Annotated in this window: 18 protein-coding genes; 10 read left to right on the top strand and 8 right to left on the bottom strand. The window is 53.3% G+C overall.

The window, feature by feature from the left end; all coding sequences use genetic code 11:
- Positions 1-15 precede the first annotated feature (15 nt).
- The gene (locus ABRP31_RS21960; protein WP_349969766.1) at positions 16-807 is read right to left on the bottom strand and encodes a substrate-binding domain-containing protein; all 792 of its coding nucleotides are present in this window, start codon (positions 805-807) and stop codon (positions 16-18) included.
- Positions 808-965: 158 nt separating this feature from the next.
- Between ABRP31_RS21960 and ABRP31_RS21955 the strand changes: the two genes are divergently transcribed.
- The 3 genes from ABRP31_RS21955 (at position 966) to ABRP31_RS21945 (ending at position 4,281) form a co-directional block, all read left to right on the top strand.
- Positions 966-1,643 carry a response regulator transcription factor gene (locus ABRP31_RS21955; protein ID WP_095094040.1) on the top strand — a complete coding sequence of 226 codons (678 nt, stop codon included), beginning with the start codon at positions 966-968 and terminating at the stop codon, positions 1,641-1,643.
- Positions 1,627-2,997 (top strand): HAMP domain-containing sensor histidine kinase, encoded by a 1,371-nt coding sequence (locus ABRP31_RS21950; RefSeq protein ID WP_349969767.1) that lies wholly within the window; start codon positions 1,627-1,629, stop codon positions 2,995-2,997. The genes ABRP31_RS21955 and ABRP31_RS21950 overlap by 17 nt, the downstream gene beginning before the upstream one ends.
- 168 nt (positions 2,998-3,165) lie before the next feature.
- Positions 3,166-4,281 carry a D-alanyl-D-alanine carboxypeptidase family protein gene (locus ABRP31_RS21945; RefSeq protein ID WP_372489466.1) on the top strand — a complete coding sequence of 372 codons (1,116 nt, stop codon included), beginning with the start codon at positions 3,166-3,168 and terminating at the stop codon, positions 4,279-4,281.
- Positions 4,282-4,512: 231 nt separating this feature from the next.
- On the opposite strand, the gene ABRP31_RS21940 is transcribed toward ABRP31_RS21945, so the two are convergent.
- Entirely contained in the window at positions 4,513-4,926 is a 414-nt protein-coding gene (locus ABRP31_RS21940; RefSeq protein WP_349969770.1) for a type II toxin-antitoxin system HicB family antitoxin, read from the bottom strand.
- A 38-nt stretch (positions 4,927-4,964) separates the two neighbouring features.
- On the bottom strand, positions 4,965-5,144 hold the full coding sequence (locus ABRP31_RS21935) for a type II toxin-antitoxin system HicA family toxin (RefSeq protein WP_087264721.1): 180 nt from the start codon (positions 5,142-5,144) through the stop codon (positions 4,965-4,967).
- A 352-nt stretch (positions 5,145-5,496) separates the two neighbouring features.
- Between ABRP31_RS21935 and ABRP31_RS21930 the strand changes: the two genes are divergently transcribed.
- Positions 5,497-6,012, top strand: a complete 516-nt coding sequence (locus ABRP31_RS21930; RefSeq protein ID WP_349969771.1) for a Bro-N domain-containing protein — start codon at positions 5,497-5,499, stop codon at positions 6,010-6,012.
- Positions 6,013-6,126: 114 nt separating this feature from the next.
- Here the strand turns inward: ABRP31_RS21930 and ABRP31_RS21925 are convergent, their stop codons facing one another.
- The 5 genes from ABRP31_RS21925 to ABRP31_RS21905 all read right to left on the bottom strand — a co-directional run bounded on the left by ABRP31_RS21925 (position 6,127) and on the right by ABRP31_RS21905 (position 11,766).
- The gene (locus ABRP31_RS21925; RefSeq protein WP_349969773.1) at positions 6,127-6,609 is read right to left on the bottom strand and encodes an OsmC family protein; all 483 of its coding nucleotides are present in this window, start codon (positions 6,607-6,609) and stop codon (positions 6,127-6,129) included.
- A gap of 763 nt (positions 6,610-7,372) precedes the next feature.
- Entirely contained in the window at positions 7,373-9,145 is a 1,773-nt protein-coding gene (locus tag ABRP31_RS21920) for a hypothetical protein (RefSeq protein ID WP_226506881.1), read from the bottom strand.
- Positions 9,135-9,620: a hypothetical protein gene (locus tag ABRP31_RS21915; protein ID WP_065992339.1), complete on the bottom strand. Its 486-nt coding sequence runs from the start codon at positions 9,618-9,620 to the stop codon at positions 9,135-9,137. Before ABRP31_RS21915 ends, ABRP31_RS21920 begins: the two co-directional genes overlap by 11 nt.
- Complete coding sequence (locus ABRP31_RS21910) at positions 9,617-10,777, bottom strand: dsDNA nuclease domain-containing protein (protein WP_065992341.1); 1,161 nt, start codon at positions 10,775-10,777, stop codon at positions 9,617-9,619. Before ABRP31_RS21910 ends, ABRP31_RS21915 begins: the two co-directional genes overlap by 4 nt.
- Positions 10,778-11,307: 530 nt before the next feature.
- Complete coding sequence (locus tag ABRP31_RS21905) at positions 11,308-11,766, bottom strand: helix-turn-helix transcriptional regulator (protein WP_065992342.1); 459 nt, start codon at positions 11,764-11,766, stop codon at positions 11,308-11,310.
- 189 nt (positions 11,767-11,955) lie between these two features.
- Between ABRP31_RS21905 and ABRP31_RS21900 the strand changes: the two genes are divergently transcribed.
- The 6 genes from ABRP31_RS21900 to tnpB all read left to right on the top strand — a co-directional run bounded on the left by ABRP31_RS21900 (position 11,956) and on the right by tnpB (position 17,302).
- Positions 11,956-12,690: a metallophosphoesterase gene (locus ABRP31_RS21900; protein WP_065992343.1), complete on the top strand. Its 735-nt coding sequence runs from the start codon at positions 11,956-11,958 to the stop codon at positions 12,688-12,690.
- Between the two features lie 806 nt (positions 12,691-13,496).
- Positions 13,497-13,886 (top strand): hypothetical protein, encoded by a 390-nt coding sequence (locus ABRP31_RS21895; RefSeq protein WP_065992345.1) that lies wholly within the window; start codon positions 13,497-13,499, stop codon positions 13,884-13,886.
- A gap of 60 nt (positions 13,887-13,946) precedes the next feature.
- Entirely contained in the window at positions 13,947-14,600 is a 654-nt protein-coding gene (locus ABRP31_RS21890; protein ID WP_065992346.1) for an HAD family hydrolase, read from the top strand.
- A gap of 499 nt (positions 14,601-15,099) precedes the next feature.
- Positions 15,100-16,071: a TIR domain-containing protein gene (locus ABRP31_RS21885; protein ID WP_151330729.1), complete on the top strand. Its 972-nt coding sequence runs from the start codon at positions 15,100-15,102 to the stop codon at positions 16,069-16,071.
- Positions 16,072-16,652: 581 nt separating this feature from the next.
- The gene (locus ABRP31_RS21880; RefSeq protein ID WP_065992351.1) at positions 16,653-16,970 is read left to right on the top strand and encodes a transposase; all 318 of its coding nucleotides are present in this window, start codon (positions 16,653-16,655) and stop codon (positions 16,968-16,970) included.
- A complete protein-coding gene (gene tnpB / locus ABRP31_RS21875; RefSeq protein ID WP_065992353.1) occupies positions 16,967-17,302 on the top strand; it encodes an IS66 family insertion sequence element accessory protein TnpB in 336 nt (111 codons plus the stop codon). The genes ABRP31_RS21880 and tnpB overlap by 4 nt, the downstream gene beginning before the upstream one ends.
- Positions 17,303-17,323: the final 21 nt, after the last annotated feature.

The raw sequence follows: 17,323 nt of genomic DNA, 5'->3' as shown, positions 1-17,323 counted from the left end.
CTACAGGTTTACGGTTTATCGGGTTGTCACCGGCTTCAAACCGCTGTCTTCAATGGCTTTCGCGCCTTCCTTGGAGGCCATGTATTTCAGCAGTGCCTGAGCCTCTTTTGCATGTTCAGTCGAGCGGGTAACCGCACCCGAATAAAGTGTCATCTGCTGGGCCTGATCCGGAATCAAACCCACGATGTCGATGCCTTCAACCGGCTTGAGCTCGCTGAGCTGCTGAAAGCCTAATTGCGCTTCCTTGCGGGCGACAACTGCACCGACTGGTTCGGCAGGAATCATTCGTGCCTTGGCTGTGAAGTCAGCGCCAAGGGTCATTTTCGGGAACAGGATGCGCGAGAGGTAAACACCGCTGGCGCTATCGGAGTAGGCGATGGACTTGCTGTCGAGCAGCGCTTTGCGAAACGCTTCCATGGTGGAAATATCCGGCTTGGACTCGCCCTTGCGCACGGCCATGGCGATGTAGGATTTGCCCAGATCGACGCGGCTGGCTTTATCGACCTGGTCCTGCGCGACGAGTTTGTCCAGCGCAGACCCGACCATCAGCACCACGTCAGCCGGCTCTTTGCGATCCAGCCGGTTAGGGATGGCTTGAGGTGTCTTGCCCATGGACGGCGACGCTTCAATGTTCAGCTTCACGCCCGTGGCCTTCTCGTAGTCCGGCGCGATTCCCTGAACCGCACCCATGATGCCGCCTGAGCTCAGAACAGTCAGCGTGGTCGGTGTGGACACCGGTGCTGCCTGGGCCGCGAGGGCTGTAAGCAAAGCGCATGAAAAGGCGAGGGGTGTGAACAAGCGTGGCATGGCAGGGGACTCGTTGAAGAAAAACACGACACTAAACGGCGCTCGCGCCGTTAAAAAGTTACCCTGCGTTAATAAATATTTAGTTTACCCACCGTGGCCAACTCCCTAGGCTCGCGGTTCTTCAACGCCGCATGCGCGGACTGTCAGCGGGGATAATCATGAATCAGGCGCTGGTCATCGAAGATGATGAGGTGACCGCACAATCCATCGCCACCGAGCTGCAAGCTCATGGTTTTGACGTGCAACGAGCGAGTACGGGGCGTGACGGCCTGGCGATGGCAATCGCTGGCAGCTATGACGCTATTACCCTGGACCGAATGCTGCCGGATTTCGATGGCCTGACCATCGTCACCACGTTGCGCAGCCTCGGCATTCGCACCCCGGTATTGATGATCAGCGCATTATCCGATGTTGATGAGCGCGTCAGAGGGTTGCGGTGCGGCGGCGATGATTACCTGACCAAGCCGTTCTCGATGGTTGAAATGGTCGCGCGTCTGGAAGTGTTATTAAGACGTCCGACTGCCGAGTCGCAGATCCATCAGCTCAACGTCGGCAACCTCACCCTCGACCTGATCGAGAACACCGTCTCGCGCTCCGGCGAGCGCATCACATTGCTGCCCACCGAGTTCAAATTGCTCACCTACCTGATGCGTCATGCCGGGCAACAAGTGACGCGCACCATGCTGTTTGAAGAGGTCTGGGGTTATCACTTCGATCCCGGCACCAACATCATTGATGTCCACATGGGTCGCTTGCGCAAAAAGATCGAAGGGCCAGGCGCGCCGTTGATTCATACCATTCGTGGGTCGGGGTACGTGCTTGGCACTCAAGACTGAGCGCTGGCGCTCCAGCAACAGTCGGCTGATCGGCCTTTACGCACTGTTCTTTGTGGCGTGGGGCGCGGTGTTCACCGGTGTTCTGTACTGGAAGATTTCCGATTATCTCGGCACCGTGGCCGAACGCACCTTGATGCAGCGCGCGCACTATTACCAGAAAATCGATGACGCCAACCTGCTTGATGAATTGCAGGGCAGCGAGGCGTATTCCATTCCCGGCATCGACGCCTATGGGTTGTTTGAAGGCAACGGGCAGTACATCGCAGGCAACCTGTTGAAGCTGCGGTCCAGCTTGCCCGATGACGGCCGGGTGCATTACCTGAAACGCGGTTTGCGGATCGCCGACACCTTGAGCGAAACCCGTAGCAGCCACGCATTTCTGCAACGCCGCAATGACGGCCGAATACTGGTGCTGGCACGAGACGGCGGCTCTATATCGGCTGTCGCAGGCATCATCGGCCAAGCGCTGTTCTGGGGTTTGTCCCTGACCCTCATACCGGGTCTGATCGGTTGGCAATTACTCAGGCGCAGGCCATTGCGTCGCGTCGAACGGCTGCAGCGCAGCACCGAGCGTATTGTCTCCGGCAACCTGTCAGAGCGGCTGCCACTGTCGCCCGCCCGTGATGAGCTGGACATGCTGGCGAGCGCCGTGAACACCATGCTCGAACATATCGAGCGGCTGTTGCATGAGGTCAAAAGCGTCTGCGATGGCATTGCCCACGACCTGCGCACGCCGTTGACGCGTTTGCGTGCTCGGCTCTATCAATTACAGCAATTGCCCATGACCGACGCGCATGCATCCAGCCTCAGTCTGGCGCTGGAAGAGAGCGAAGCGATCATGTTCCGTTTTCAGGGGCTGCTGAGGATTTCCGAGCTGGAAGATACCCGACGGCGATTGGCCTTTGCGTCTTTTCAGCCTGACGTATTGCTGCGTCAGGCCCACGAGTTCTACGAACCCATGGCGCAGGAAAAGGGCCAGGTTCTCGCCCTTGAACTGGGCGCTGACCTACCTGCCATGAAGGGCGACCAGGCGCTGCTGTTCGAGGCACTGACTAATCTGCTGGATAACGCGATCAAGTTCACCGCGCCGGGCGGGCGGCTTTGTCTGCGGGCGCATGTCGTGGGCGACAGTCTGCGCATCGAAGTGATTGATGACGGTCCGGGCATCCCCGAAGCCGAGCGGGAAAGTGTGGTGCGGCGGCTGTATCGCGGCGATGCCAGCCGTCAGCAACCGGGTTACGGGCTTGGTCTTTCATTGGTGGCGGCCGTGGTGCGCCTGCATGCTTTTACCTTGCATATTCGAGCCTCGGATTCAGGCGGCACACGGATCGTGATCGACTGCCCACTGACTTAACTAACACACTGGCGCGCTTAAACTTTTCTTAACTTTGCTTCATTTGAGACAGGGCAGGTCATCACCTACTTTGGCGGGCCCTCTGCCAATCTGGACCTGCGCCCTGTGAAACCACTGATATTGCGGATCAGCCTGATCTGCGTTTATGCCCTTTGGTCGAACGTCGGCATGGCCGCTCCGACGCCCGGTGCCATGATTCCTTCACCGCCCCAGTTGTCAGCGAATGCCTGGGTATTGATGGACGCGAATACCGGTCATGTCATCGTTGAACACGACGCGGACGAGCGTCTGCCGCCCGCCAGCCTGACAAAACTGATGACGGTGTACGTGGCCACACGGGATATTCAGGCCGGGCAATTGAAACCGGACGAACTGGTCACCGTCAGCGAAAACGCCTGGCGCACCGAAGGCTCCAGAATGTTCCTCGATCCGGGCAGCAGCGTCAGCGTTCACGACTTGCTGCAAGGCATCGTCATCGACTCGGGCAACGATGCCAGTGTTGCGCTGGCCGAACACATTGCAGGCAGCACCGACAGCTTCGCCAGCCTGATGAACAAAACCGCGCAAAGTCTCGGGCTGAGCAATACCCATTTCGATAACCCGACCGGCCTGCCAGAACCTGATCACTATTCGTCTGCCCACGACATGGCGATGCTTGCCCAGTCGATCATCAACGACGAGTCGGCGTACTACCCGCTTTACAAGAAAAAGCACTTCACCTGGAACGGTATTCGACAGCCCAATCGCAACCTGCTGCTCTGGCGTGACAGTACGGTTGACGGCCTCAAGACCGGGCATACCGAAGCGGCGGGTTACTGCATGGTGACCTCCGCTGTACGGGATGGACGACGCCTGATTACCGCAGTGTTCGGCTCCAGTTCGGCGCAGGCACGTGCGACAGATACCGAGAAACTCCTCACCTACGGTTTCCGCTTTTACGAGAACCAGACCTTTGAAAAAGCGCTTCAGCCTTTGAGCCACCCGAGAGTCTGGAAGGGCACTGAAAACACCCTTGCCGTGGGCGTTCTCGACGACATCACGCTGACAACACCCAAGGGTTCGCACAAGCCTGAAACCCGCATCCACATCGACGCGCCGCTGATTGCCCCGGTGGAAGAAGGCGCAGTGGTCGGCAGCATTGACGTGTTTGACGGCGAGCAAAAACTGGCAACTCGGCCGTTGATCGCGCTGGAAAGTGTTGAAGCAGGAAGCTGGTGGACCCGCTGGACGGATGCGGTGCGGTTGCTGTTTCAGGGGTGGTTTGCGGGGATTGGTGCGGATTGACGTTTATTTGTAGGAGGCAATGTTTTGGTGAGGCGGAATGCCTGACAAGCCGCCTCGCCCACAACATGCACACTACTGGATCGAAATACATTTTCTGTAGGAGCTGCCGAAGGCTGCGAAAAATTTTATCCTGACACACCGCCATCGCAGCCTTCGGCAGCTCCTACAGAAAACGGTGCAGCCAGGTATTTACGATGTGCCTAACGGTTCGCTGGTGTAACGTTTGGCGTCTTAACCTCGCACTTCATGCAATACCCTGAGCGCTGCCGAAGCCAAAAAGCCCGAGCGGCTCTTCTCTTCAGGATGATGCTTCACGTATTCATCAATCCGGGTCAGCAGGTGCGCGGGCAGGGTGATGTTGAGCTTCTCGGACTTGCCCATGTACTTGGTGATATCAATGTCCACCAACGCCCATGTGCAGCCTTTGTAATCCGGATTTTGCGCGTGCACGGTCACTTTCTGAGCCGTCGGAATCGGAGAACCATCCTCAGCCAGAATTTCCAGATGTCCTTCAATGGCTTCGCGAGCCATCGCCATGGCGTCGTCCAGGTCGTCACCGGCAGAGAAGCAGCCGGGGATATCTGGAACCTCGACACCCCATGCGTGCTGTTCATCACCGGGAAGAATCGCGATTGGGTAAAGCACTGTTTAGTCCTCCCTGGGACTTAATGAAACCCTGCCTGTCAGAGCAGGGCCTGCTTCAATATGCTGCTTGCTGTCTTGGTCAGTAGATCTTTCTTCGGGTGAGGAATCGTTACCAGTCCAGGCTTGGTTGGGTGCTTGAAATGGTGATGACTGCCCTTGACCCTCACGAGATACCAACCGTCAGCCTCTATCTGAGCGATGAGGTGTCGGCTATTCACACGTCTTCCTTGAGATCTTCAGTGGTGGTTACTATAACCACTAAATTGAATTTATCAATGTGTTCTCTCAGCCCGGTTTTTTACATTTCTTGCCTGACCAAACCCCGCGCGCGTAACCTCCGCGGCTGCTGAATAACTCAGCACTGGATTTGGCGATCCGGCTAGCAATGATGTATAGCGTGTACCATTCGGAAGCGGGCAGTTATTGCCCGCGATCCGCTATGGCGGTTGTACGTGGGAGACTTTCGGGTCTGCCGGTTCTTTGCTCCGGTTCGCCAACCTGCGTACAACTGCCACCCTATTCGTTTGGCGACGGTAGCTGGCAGTCTAACTAGCAAAGAGAAATAGACTGATGCCGACAACTGAAACGACGCCTTTCATCCCAACCCAATTCACCCGCCAAACCCTCCCGCTCCACGCACTCATGCTGGAAAACCAGGCCTGGTTCTGCGCCCGCGATCTGGGCCGTTTGATGGGCCTGTTCATCGACGAACGCAAAACCCGAAAACTCGGACGCGACGAGTGTCGTACCTTGCCGCTGCATTGCTACGGCTCGACTCAGGACACCCTGATGGTCAACGAGTCAGGCGCATACGCATTACTGATTTACCACCCCTCGGCGCAAAATCGTGAGCTGCGTGAATGGCTAACATTGCAGGTCGTGCCTGTGCTGCGTGACGTTCAAAACCCTGGCCGCATCGAACGTCCGCTCCTCGGTGTGCTGGATTGGGACGGCGCGTCGATGAACCTGCTGCACTGGCAGAATGAATCGTGGATACGGCTGCGGGACATGCCCAACATCCTGCTGCACGAAACCCGCGAGAAACGCCCATGGTGGAGAAGGGCGACGCGGTTTTTGTCGATATAGTCAGGGGTTGTAGATTGTAGGAGCTAACGTGTTGGCGAGTCGTAATTTCTGATTGCGCAGGTTCAACGTCTCGCGAACAAGTTCACTCCTACAGGAAACAGTCCCGTCAGGTATTTATGCGGTCGCAGTCACCGATATGACAGCTGCATGACTGACCGGGAAGTTCACCGAGCGCGCGATGAAGCATTTCTCATGAGCTGTCTTGTGCAGGGCCTGAGCGGCTTCGATATCAGAGCCCGGAGCCAGAGTGACTTTTGGCTTCAACACAACCGAGGTGAACTGCCCCGCGCCGTTGCTCTCCTCGATCATTGTCCCTTCTGCATTGTCCTCATACTCAAGCACCACAATCCCTGCCTCGGCACAAAGCCCGAGGTACCAGAGTTTGTGACAGGCCGATAACGAGGCGAGCAGCAATTCCTCCGGGTTCCAGCGTTCTGGGTCGCCGCGAAAGCTTGGATCGGAAGAGCCCTCAATGGAGGGTTTGCCGTTAGCCTGGATGACATGTGACCGGCTGTAACCGCGATAGGACGATGTTCCTGTGCCTTGGTTACCCGTCCAGGTGACCTGGACTTCGTAATGGTGTGCTTTGTCTGCCATTTGATGCTCCTTGGGCGAAGGGGGGCCGGGAGCGATGTTAACTCGCAGGCTCATCAACTGCTGCACTTCAACTCTCTAAGTTGACCGCAATCCTGTAGGAGCTCACCGAGGTTTACGAGGCCAGCGATGGCGGAGTGTCAGGCAAACCGTGATCGCTGGCCTCGTAACCTCGGTGAGCTCCTACAGAATCTGCATTCAGGACAGTCAGCTATTACGCGTTTTTTGGACGAGCGCAGTCGAAGCGTGCCGAAGCGAAAAGAATAAGCAGGAAGTTATGGAGGTGACAAGAAAGGCACAGAAGCCTTGAAAGAAATGGAGCGGGTGGAGGGAATCGAACTCTTATAGGACAAGACTTTAGGAAACTGTGTATGTGTGTAGCCATACCTACATCTTGGAATGGAACATTAGCGTGTATATGTGTATATGAGGTAGGCTATTTCCAGGGCCTCCTTCAAATTGACTATCGCTACAGCCTGGCTCCGGTGTCGGCTCACATGTGAGTAAGGGACTCGGATAAAGGCCAATTCGCCTGCACCCTGAATGCACCGCCTCTTCAGGCGCCACCTACCTACCATTCTGTTTCGATGGTGGCGACTGCGGCCCAAAAAAGGGGGCGATAGGTCACCGACGGCGCGGGATGTGGGGATGGCTTTGCGGAGAGGGTGAGAGCTGGTCGAGTGTTCCATTAACCGAGCTTGATCGCGCACCGATTGGTGCGCGGGATTCGATTTCTTAGGATCGATCAGACTGACTCCGGAGGCACCTATTCTAGTGCTTCTGGTGACCCCAAATACATCGGTTCACCAGAAGTGACGAAGCCCGGCAACCATTCTTCATCTGTTTCCTCATTGGGCGTATATCGATAACTGGAGGTCGAAAATATCACCTGGCCATTGTGTCTCGCTGCGACAGTCCGCAATTCCTGGACGTACGAGTCAAGGTGCTCATTTGGAATATCCTGCTGTTTAGGCGTGTCTAGAATGAGTACTCTGAACGGTGACAGTGGGTCGATGAGGCAAATTTCAAACAGCGCAGCATGGTAGGCCAGGACAGTCCTGGTTTTTGAACTGCCCTTGAAGATGTCCAGCTTTTCCTCTCCCATGGTTGGCTTCAGATAGGAATCAACGGTCACCAACTGAGGTATGGTTCTCGCATGCAGAATGCCGAGCCATTTCGTCATGCCTTCGGAAAGGCGCAGCCGCAGTCGTACAATCTCAGATGACTGCTCTTGCGTTCGTTGCAAGGATTCATAGAGGGTAAGGGCTCGATCACGACGTTCGATGAGTTTTGCATGCTGGGCATTCTGGTCATCGACTTTTTTGTACTTTTCTTTTTCCTGTTGCAGTTCGAAAAGATCAGTCGTGGTACGACTGATTGCTTCGATGAAGGCCTCTACCCCCGATTCTCGCTCAGCAAGCGTTCTCTGGTGAGTCAAGTCTTCAATCTGCTTTTCCACAGTAGTCCTGGCGGTATGGACGGCTTCAGCTAGCTGCATATTCGCTGCCGTAGATATTTCTAAATCTTTAATCTGGTCTTTGAGATAGAGAAGGCTTTTGCCATAGGACTCAGCACTGGCCATGAACATGCCGCAGTTTGGGGTGCTGCATAACTCGGAGAAGAGGACAAATGTCCGTCTTGCATCTTCGTTTAAACTGAGTGTCTCGATCTCACTTTCAATTTCTTGCTTAATGGTGTTGAATCCAGAAATCTTGGATTCCAAAAGATTTTGCTGCTGTAGAAGCTGTCTGAGTTGATTTTGACGTTCGAGAAAAATTTCATCTAAGCTGGAGATGGCCTCACTTTTTATATTTTTGGAGTGTTTTAGACTCTGCATGCGCTCTTTGGCGGCGGTTATAAGCTTCTCAACACTTTCTATGTTTCTTTTGGGAAGTGGTAGGTCTTGCTGGAGTCTCTCAAGCAGTTTACGACTCGCGACAACGCTGGTGTGCAGGTGGTCAATTTCTTTGCGGACGTCAATTGATTTTCGTTTTTTGTCGTAAATATTCAAAGCTGGCAGTTTGTTGATCAAACGTACCATTTCTGTATATTGGTCTTTGATAAAATTTTGTCGTGGCGAATAAAAGTCAGAGTACCCCTTGTCTTGGTCTAAATAGAATAGGGGTATCAGTCCAGTGAAATAGGGGGGTGTGGGAGTTCCGCTAGATGTAATCAAGCGGTCTGTTTTTATACCTAGCTCTTTAAAAATAAAACTAGAAAGATCTTCATCATTGTAAAAGCGGTCAACCGTTTTCTCATTTTCTCTGATGGTGACATCGAATTTTTCGGCGATGACGCGCTCAAATGAAAACAGCCTTGTGCCTATATTAATGGTTAGTCTAGCGAGTCGGCAGTTTTGGGTAATGTCCGCCCTAAACTTTATGTCGAGGCCTAAGCAAAAGAGGATCGACATTATAAGCGGAGTTTTACCGCTTTCGTTGATTGCATAAAGTTGAGTGATAACTTCGCCAAACCTTAGCTCACCCGAACCCCAACCTGATGGGCCATTAGGTATAATTTCAAGAGTTTCAAATCTCATGAAGCTTCGCCTCTTCTGCGTTTTCCTTACAAATGTTCCGATAGGCCCGCTGAGCGGTCAGCAGAAATAAACATAGTTTCGTGTTCTCTTCTGTAAGCTTGTCTAGGATTTTACGTCCAGAGGTGGTGGTCTCAACTCTGTAGGTGTTTTTGTTAACCTTTACAAACTCGGCGGTCTCCAGAAAGGTGAGCGCGCGCACCGTCCGGATTCTTAGGTTTGCTGACCACCCCAACTCTTGACTAGAACCCTTGAAAGTCGACAGGCTCTGCTCGAAACACATGCCAACAAACATGCCTATCTCATCGGCCCTAGGCTTCGAACTGCCTTTGCCGAGTAGCATGATCGTCAGCGCAATCAAAGGCATGTGAAACAAGCTTTCATTTTGTAAAGCGTCTTTCCGAGAACGTGGCGCACTGTGTGTAATGAATCCATCTGCCTCTTCGCTGGCGATATTAATAGCTTCTAATATGCTCATGAGACCTCTCCTCTAACCAACTCGGATAACACTGCCCCAAGGGTTAGTTCGAGAGTGATGTCCTCACGGCAAAGCTGTACTTTGAGTGCGGCATTGAGGGTTCTTACTTCAAGTGTAAGGTCTGGCATTTTTATTGTGCCCCATGCCAGTTTTCGAGCAGATTCAATTATCATTTCAGTGGCTACTGTCATGAGAAAGTCAGGAAGCTCGTGGCGATGTATACGATGCCAGCTTTCCCATTGGCATTTGTATCCAGCAAATGTGTCGACGGTGTTTGCTGAAAACCCTGACCTCAAAAGCATTTTTTGAAGAATAGATGCGGATTTTAGTGCTTTCTCATCCCCACCAGCTCGCAGCATCTCGTAGGTAGACTTTGTGATAGAAAGCGTATTAAGCACGTCATCTATGCAAATGCTCGCAAAGCTGTCCAAATCCTTTTCTTGAATGTTGAAGTTGAGTACGCCAGATGATTTTTCTTCAATGCAGGACAAAAGTTGAATGATGATCTTTTTTACTTCGTCAGGCGTGAGGTTTATTTCGCTGTATCGGAATATCTTACTAGAAGCTAGTGACACAAAGAGCTCGTCATCTTCGTCAAGGATGCTGTGTCTAGGCTCTATCTTCAAATGTGATAAAAACTCAATAACGTCTTGCTGATCCTTGCCGTCTAAACTTAATATTAGCTTCTTAGTCTCTGCGATGAGAGCAGATGTGTGGTCTCCGATGGTGCCTTTTTGTTCGATTTCGGCGATGATGGCTTCTACTTCATCATCGAAGTTTATATTTGTCTTGATCTCGATAGAGTGACAGCTATCCCCAAAGTTTTCGATATGCAGCAGAAGTTTTCCTGCAAAGCTGTCGGGCAATGCATGCTCCGGGTTTTTCTTTGGTCGTTTTTTTAAGCCAAATACTTCGAGTATGGTGTAGCGATAATTAAGTTGGGATTTTGTTTTGACTTGGACGAATCGGTACTGTGCCTTTGAGTCTGTGACGTATTTTACGACATAGTCTTCATGGTAGTCGCAGTAAATTCTCTCAATGTCTTTGTTCTCTAGTAAGGCCAGGCTTTCAATTGTAGCAGCCCTGAACTGAGCGCGAAAACGATTAATCGTGTCTCTACCTGATTGCTCTCGGGTGGCTACTTCATGTAATTTCATTTAAAACACCGATGAATATCGTTGGGGGCGGTGCCATCCGATATAGGCTTGATCTGGCGTTGGTAACAAGAATTGACTATTTCATAAAAAACTTGAAAACAATCGCGCGTAGTCGCTGAGCGTACGGCCAGCGGAGCGCTGGTGATGGCCACGATCTTCAAATCGCACTGAACGAGTGCTGAGGCCTTCACGGCGCGTGAGGCTGATTCAGAATACAGATAACGAGGGGAGGCTTCGAAATGTGTCGGCCTCAGTTCTATTACGGTTCGCGATGTCACAGCTGCCGTCCTGGCTAGGTAATAGTGGCCAAAAGATGGCGCCTAGATTAACCGGTTCTCGATAGGTGGGGAAGATGGTCATGACTTTGGTCGAATTACCCAGGAGAGCATTCAGCCTTCGCCCATGAGCCTTCAACGGCAAACAGATCGTCCTACGTTCTAATGGGATCAAGCGCAAAAGATGAATGCACTCATCCATCATGGTATGGCCTGTCCGCCCATCAGCCGATCAAGCGAGCTAGCCTGACTAATTTATAAATTCCAAAGATCTGCGACGGTCGATTTTGCGAGCTTCAGCCTCTGAGCCGCTTCACGCTGGGTCATGCCTGCAGCTTTGCACTCCTGGACGGCCTCAAGCCGCTTCTGGCGCTCGTGAACTCGGCTGACCATCGCTCCGTTTTTGACCTGGCGATCCAATGCATCAAAACCACCCGCCACTTCAAAAGCGTCCAGCTCAGATTGCACAACCTGCAAGATATTGGAGGCGGCTTGATCAGAACTCGAAACAGCTCCGAGCACCATGAGAGTGATGGGGTGTATTCCGACGGCTTGAGCGATCTCATCAAGCTTGCCGAGCGTAACGTCCGACTTGCCTTGCTCGATGCGATAGACAAACTTCCGATCAGCAGCTTCCCCAAGATCGCTCTGCGCGAGTCCTCGTATGGCCCTGACTGCTCTGAGAGCGGCAGCCAAGCCTGCGCGATTCGACATTGGGTTTCCTCAAAAGTGAGGATGTAGCCATGTTGCACTGCCCGGAACTACGGTCTATATTGCCCATTCCGGGCACGGCTATTGCCTTGTCGATGGTTTCTGCCGTCCGGTCGCTGAAAGCGCTGAGCCTTCGCGGGTGCATGGTTTCGCTATGAAATATCAATAATCACCTAAATCGAGTTTAGCCGCATGCGACTGTATGTCGTCTCAGACCTTCACAACGAATTTCATCTCTTCCATCCGCCAGCCCTTGATCCCGCTGTCGACTTGGTCATCCTTGGCGGTGATATCGATAAAAAGGCAAGGGGTGTGAAATGGGCCAATGAGACATTCAGTTGCCAAGTCGCGTATGTCTGCGGTAACCATGAGTTCTATGACGGGCATATCGACCGCACGCTGCAGAAGATGAGAGACGCTGCCGAGCCTCACGTCCATGTGCTCGAAAATGACCTCGTCATCCTCAATGACATTCGGATCTTGGGCACGACCGGATGGACTGATTTCAGCTCTACTGGCAGTCAAGTTGCAGCGACAGCGATGGCTTGGGAGCGTATGAACGACTTCAACTATATCCGCATCGATGCAGGGTATCGACGTTTGAGGCCGGCTGATCTAATCGTCCGAAATCACATGGCCAGAGCCTGGTTGGCGCAGGAGCTCGCGAAGCCGTTTCAGGGGAAGACTATCGTGGTCACTCACCATTCCCCGTCCTCGGCAGTAGTCGGAGGCAAGCACGAGGGGAATCTCAATGCCGCCTATACAAACGACTGGCCCGAGTTAATTCAGGAGGCTGATCTCTGGATCTTTGGGCACACCCACGAATTTGTCGACGTGGAGTTGGCGGGTTGCCGAGTTGTTTCAAATCCTCGTGGCTACCCCAATGAATCAACGGGCTTTGATCCCTTTTTTGAGATTGAAATCTGAGGAGCGCATGTGCTTTGAAATCAAACGTTATTCGTCTCACAGGCTGCGAGTCCCATCGTAGCGGAGCGCAGGGGCATTCGCCGCCGAGCGAGGTTGCTCAGGCGAAGTCTCAGGAATGGGGCGTCTTTGTAGATGCGTATCTCGTGGATGCTGCACGCGTCGGCAATCGTTACGCAGCTACCGTCTATTGTGATCAGTCGGGCTCGCCCGATGGGGCGACTGTGGCGACTCCCCCGGTACGGGAAATTTCGAAGAAAGGGGGCTTCGCGCTGCTTCAAACCATCGATGCTCAAGATCATTACGTCATAGCCTCGGAGCACGTTACCCCGGGGTGTGACTAATGGCGACCGTCGTAGATTGGCCGCCACAGGTTCTGGCTGCAGCTGCCTTGAAATTCACCACGCCAGTAGGTGCATTCTTGTGGATGCCGGAGGTTGAATTCCCGTGTCTGGTCGGTCGGGTGTTTATGGATCTGAGCAGTAGATTTCAGGACGGACGTATGATCCGTACGTCACAGATCATACGACTGCAGGAAGAGCGGGGCTGGACGATAGCCATCACGTTTTCGGGCAGTTACTACTTACTGGTTCATGAAGGGGAAAATCCCTTTCTGGGACAGACCAGGCTTTTTCGGTCGAACCCTGGTGACGCTGTTAGCAATTTGCATTGAGTCAGCTGTGCGTCCGTGGTCGGTCGGTACGTGATCGACTCTAAGGCCCCAGACATGAGCAATCTTTGTCGTGGGACGGCTTCCGACAGGTCAGGTAAACCACGCTTCGGACGGATTTAATGAAGAAGGAGCAACCATGCAGGACTTTGATATCCGGCAAATGATCGGCCCGAGCTCAGTCATGACAGCAAGTCAAATCGAGCTTGATGAGGCAATTCGAGTTACTCACCAGAAATTCCCAGGCCGTAGCTTTTGTATACCGGGCGAATGGGTATGGCTCGACCTAGAAGCCCCCGATCTCGTTGTTGAAGAGCTAAACGTCGAAGGAAAAAAACCGATGATGTTGCTGGTCTTCGACACGCTGTACGACAGCTCGACGTCGGCTAAGTCGCAATGGTTTCGTACGACGCCTTTGGTTGATTTTACTGACGGAATGTTTTTCCTGACTGAGAACAAAATCTACGTGTTGCTTGGGCGTGGACGTCGAACATCCATGACCCTTTCCGCTGCAGTGCGGTTGTTTTGAAAGGTATGGGAGGTCATGGGTAATGACTCTGTCCACGGTTACCGACATGAGGCTAGCTGAATGATTAATGCCGTGGTGCTCGATGCATTCGGAACAATTCTTCGAATCGATCACCCAACAAACCCCTATAGGGAGCTCATCAGGGAGGGGCGTCGGCAGGGCATCGCTTCAGGTTCAGAAAGCCTTGGCCTTGTCATGACGAAAAACCTGGCGATCGACGAGATGGCTTCATTTCTAGGCATAGCGCTAACGCCATTGCAAAGGGAGAAAATGAGCCAAGCATTAGAGTTGGAGCTCTCGTCTATCAGACCTTTTTCTGACGCCTTGGAGGCCATCCCCCGCCTGCTGGATGCAGGGCTGAAAGTGGGCGTCTGTTCAAATCTAGCCAGCCCTTACGGGCCGGTCGTCAGGCGGTTATTCCCAAAACTGCATGGCTATGCATACAGCTATGAGCTAGGTCTGATGAAACCTAATCCCGCTATCTACCAAGCGGTTTGCGCTCACATGGGGATAGAGCCGGGTCATTATCTGGACGAGAGAAAAGGTGGGGTTGTCATGACTGGAGACTCTAAACGATGTGATCAAGATGGCCCGAGGTCGGTCGGGATAATGGGCCTTCACTTAGATCGTACGGGTCGAGGGTCGATCAATGACCTCCTGCAGTTCGCCGAACTGGTAATAGACCATAACCTCAAATTTAGCTCGGTCAGTTGATGGAGAGCAGCATTGCAGGTTTCTGGCAACTGAGATCGAGGGCGCCAGCAGCGTTGTTCGTTACGTATGCCTGGCTACGATTAGGTTGTACGCGCCGAGTCTGGGCGCTGGGCGACGTGCATAGAGTTTGCCGGTGAATACCGTCTATATGATCGGTGCTGCTTTGGGGTCATTGCCAGCCTGGCTCAGCACTAACTTCATGATGGCCGCCCGATCCCTGAAGTGACTGCGCAAGGTGACAGGTATCTAGCTTCCAACTGATCTGTATCTGACTTTCAGCTTGGCAAAGGGAGGCTGTCTCGCATGCTCAGGCGCCGTGCATCGGGGGCGCTGGAGCTTTCGATCAGGACACCTACGCAAGAAGCCTTCTCCACATCGGGGAAATCATCGACGATCAGACAGCTTTTTTGGTTCCACGCCAGCATCGAGGTGATCGGTTTGAATTGGATTGCATTTAGGTCGTAAGATCGAGTCGCCCAACCTGCATGGAGTCATTACCTTGCCGAACGTATTTTTCTCCTACTGCCATGCAGACGAGGGGTTGCGAGACCAGCTCGAAAAACAGCTGTCCATGCTGAAGCGTCAGGGTGTTATCGAGACCTGGCATGATCGGCGAATCAATGCTGGCCAAGAGATTGATGCTGCCATTGATGAGCACATCAATACCGACGAGATTATTCTGCTGTTGGTTAGCCCCGATTTCATTGCATCCGACTACTGCTACAACGTCGAAATGACTCGTGCCATGGAACGGCATGACGCGAAGCAGGCGATTGTCATTCCCGTAATCCTGCGGGCCTGCGATTGGCACTATGCTCCATTCGGTAAGCTGCTCGGCACCCCCTCGGACGGAAAGCCAGTAACCCTCTGGGCTGATCGGGATGAGGCATTCCTGCAGGTAGCGAAGGAAGTTCGCAAGGCAGCTGAACAATGGCGAACCGATAAACCTGTGGCGCCTCTGAGAAGCGTACGCCCCGATTATGCGATGCCAGTTGCAGCAGCCCTTAGTCCCAGCCCGGGGCCGCGTTCCAGCAACCTTAGGTTAGCCAAGTCCTTTACCCAACTCGATAAGGATCAGTTCCAACTTGAATCTTTCGAGTATATAGCTCGCTACTTTGAGAATTCGCTGGCGGAGCTGCAGGCTCGAAACGAGGGATACCAAGGCGTCTTCCGCCGGATTGATGGAAACCGTTTCTCTGCGACCATTTACAAAGATGGACGAGACATAGCCAAGGCTTCTGTCTTCGTCGGCGGCCAGCTGGGAGCTGGCATCTATTACAGTCAAGGCGATTCGTTCAGCGGTGGCTCCTTCAATGAGGCCCTTCACGTCGAATCAGACGACCAAACCCTTTACTGGCGGACTATGGGGATGGCGTCGTTTCGCAGCCCGAAAGACCAGAAGCTGTCTCAAGAAGGCGCCGCCGAGGCGCTTTGGGACATTGTCATCTCGCCTCTTCAGCGAAGTCGTTGAAGCCCAAGTGGAGCGTCTATGTGTTCTCCGCATTGGCCTAGCCAAGCCGGGGTAAACGACATAGTCGATATCCGTGCACCTCGGCTGGGCCCTATGCGAGCAGGCCTAGCCGTGACCAAAAAACTCAATGACCTCTTGTTTGTTTACCTTCTGCGGACACTCGTAGGATAACTCTCATTTGGAACCACATAGTGGCCAGTCGTAAATGGGAGAGGATGTCCCGCCTGCGTTGCGACTTGGTCAAGTAACGATGGCGCAGAGCCTTTGATCCCCAGCTTGAGGATAGCCGCGTTTCTCAGATTCCGGGGGCTGCGCTGAGGGGGAATAAGTTGAGCATCCTTTTCCCACGATCGAAAAATCTGCAATAGCTCATCCTAGTTCTTAAGGATGATCCTCGGAGGTCAGGTGACGCGCGACAATAAGCCAAGACAGCTTACGGCCCAAGAGTTCGAGCTAATGATGGGCGAGCTAGATACAGCTCAGTAACCGTCCGGTGATGTCACCTACCGAAATCCAGCATTAAGGGCGATGGTGTCCGCGTATTTTAAGCGGACGCGATCACCCTTATCGCCAGGATTTCCATGCGCCAACGAAGCTCTTACCCCAAACCATTCAAAGCCCAGGTCGTCCAGGAATGCTTGCAACCCGGAGCGACAATTTCCAGCGTAGCCATCCATCACGGCATCAATGCTAACGTGATCCGCAAGTGGCTACCGGCTTACCGGGATCAATCGCCTGTAACCTTGCCGGCTTTCGTTCCGGTAAAAACGGTACCAAGGCGAGCAACAGAAGAGATGGTGATCATCTCGCTGCCTCTGGGTGATAAATCCATCACCGTAAAATGGCCAGCCTCGGATCCGGACGGCTGCGCCTGTTTGATTCGTGGCCTGGCCCAATGATTCGCGTCGATGCCATCTGGCTCGCCACCGAGCCTATGGACATGCGCGCCGGCACTGAGACTGCGCTGGCCCGAGTGGTCGCGGTATTCGGTGCGGCGAAGCCGCACTGCGCTTACCTTTTTGCAAACCGCCGGGCCAACCGCATGAAAGTCCTGGTGCACGACGGCGTCGGTATCTGGCTGGCGGCACGGCGTTTGAATCAAGGAAAATTTCATTGGCCGGTCATCCGTCGCGGGGCGGAAGTCGAACTCGACCCCGAACAACTCCAGGCGCTGGTACTGGGATTACCCTGGCAAAGAGTCGGTGCGGGCGGCGCAATTACATTGCTTTAAATGCTGCCTTTTAGCTGAAGC

This window comes from Pseudomonas caspiana (assembly GCF_040224095.2).
Taxonomy (GTDB): Bacteria; Pseudomonadota; Gammaproteobacteria; order Pseudomonadales; family Pseudomonadaceae; genus Aquipseudomonas; species Aquipseudomonas caspiana.
The sequence above is the reverse complement of the archived record's forward strand: the minus strand, read 5'-3'. Positions and strand labels throughout refer to the sequence as shown.

Coding starts and splice junctions, on each gene's coding strand:
- ABRP31_RS21960 (WP_349969766.1), bottom strand. CDS start 807: ATGCCACGCTTGTTCACACCCCTCGCCTTTTCATGCGCTTTGCTTACA.
- ABRP31_RS21955 (WP_095094040.1), top strand. CDS start 966: ATGAATCAGGCGCTGGTCATCGAAGATGATGAGGTGACCGCACAATCC.
- ABRP31_RS21945 (WP_372489466.1), top strand. CDS start 3,166: ATGGCCGCTCCGACGCCCGGTGCCATGATTCCTTCACCGCCCCAGTTG.
- ABRP31_RS21930 (WP_349969771.1), top strand. CDS start 5,497: ATGCCGACAACTGAAACGACGCCTTTCATCCCAACCCAATTCACCCGC.
- ABRP31_RS21925 (WP_349969773.1), bottom strand. CDS start 6,609: ATGGCAGACAAAGCACACCATTACGAAGTCCAGGTCACCTGGACGGGT.
- ABRP31_RS21920 (WP_226506881.1), bottom strand. CDS start 9,145: ATGAGATTTGAAACTCTTGAAATTATACCTAATGGCCCATCAGGTTGG.
- ABRP31_RS21915 (WP_065992339.1), bottom strand. CDS start 9,620: ATGAGCATATTAGAAGCTATTAATATCGCCAGCGAAGAGGCAGATGGA.
- ABRP31_RS21910 (WP_065992341.1), bottom strand. CDS start 10,777: ATGAAATTACATGAAGTAGCCACCCGAGAGCAATCAGGTAGAGACACG.
- ABRP31_RS21905 (WP_065992342.1), bottom strand. CDS start 11,766: ATGTCGAATCGCGCAGGCTTGGCTGCCGCTCTCAGAGCAGTCAGGGCC.
- ABRP31_RS21900 (WP_065992343.1), top strand. CDS start 11,956: ATGCGACTGTATGTCGTCTCAGACCTTCACAACGAATTTCATCTCTTC.
- ABRP31_RS21895 (WP_065992345.1), top strand. CDS start 13,497: ATGCAGGACTTTGATATCCGGCAAATGATCGGCCCGAGCTCAGTCATG.
- ABRP31_RS21890 (WP_065992346.1), top strand. CDS start 13,947: ATGATTAATGCCGTGGTGCTCGATGCATTCGGAACAATTCTTCGAATC.
- ABRP31_RS21880 (WP_065992351.1), top strand. CDS start 16,653: ATGCGCCAACGAAGCTCTTACCCCAAACCATTCAAAGCCCAGGTCGTC.
- tnpB (WP_065992353.1), top strand. CDS start 16,967: ATGATTCGCGTCGATGCCATCTGGCTCGCCACCGAGCCTATGGACATG.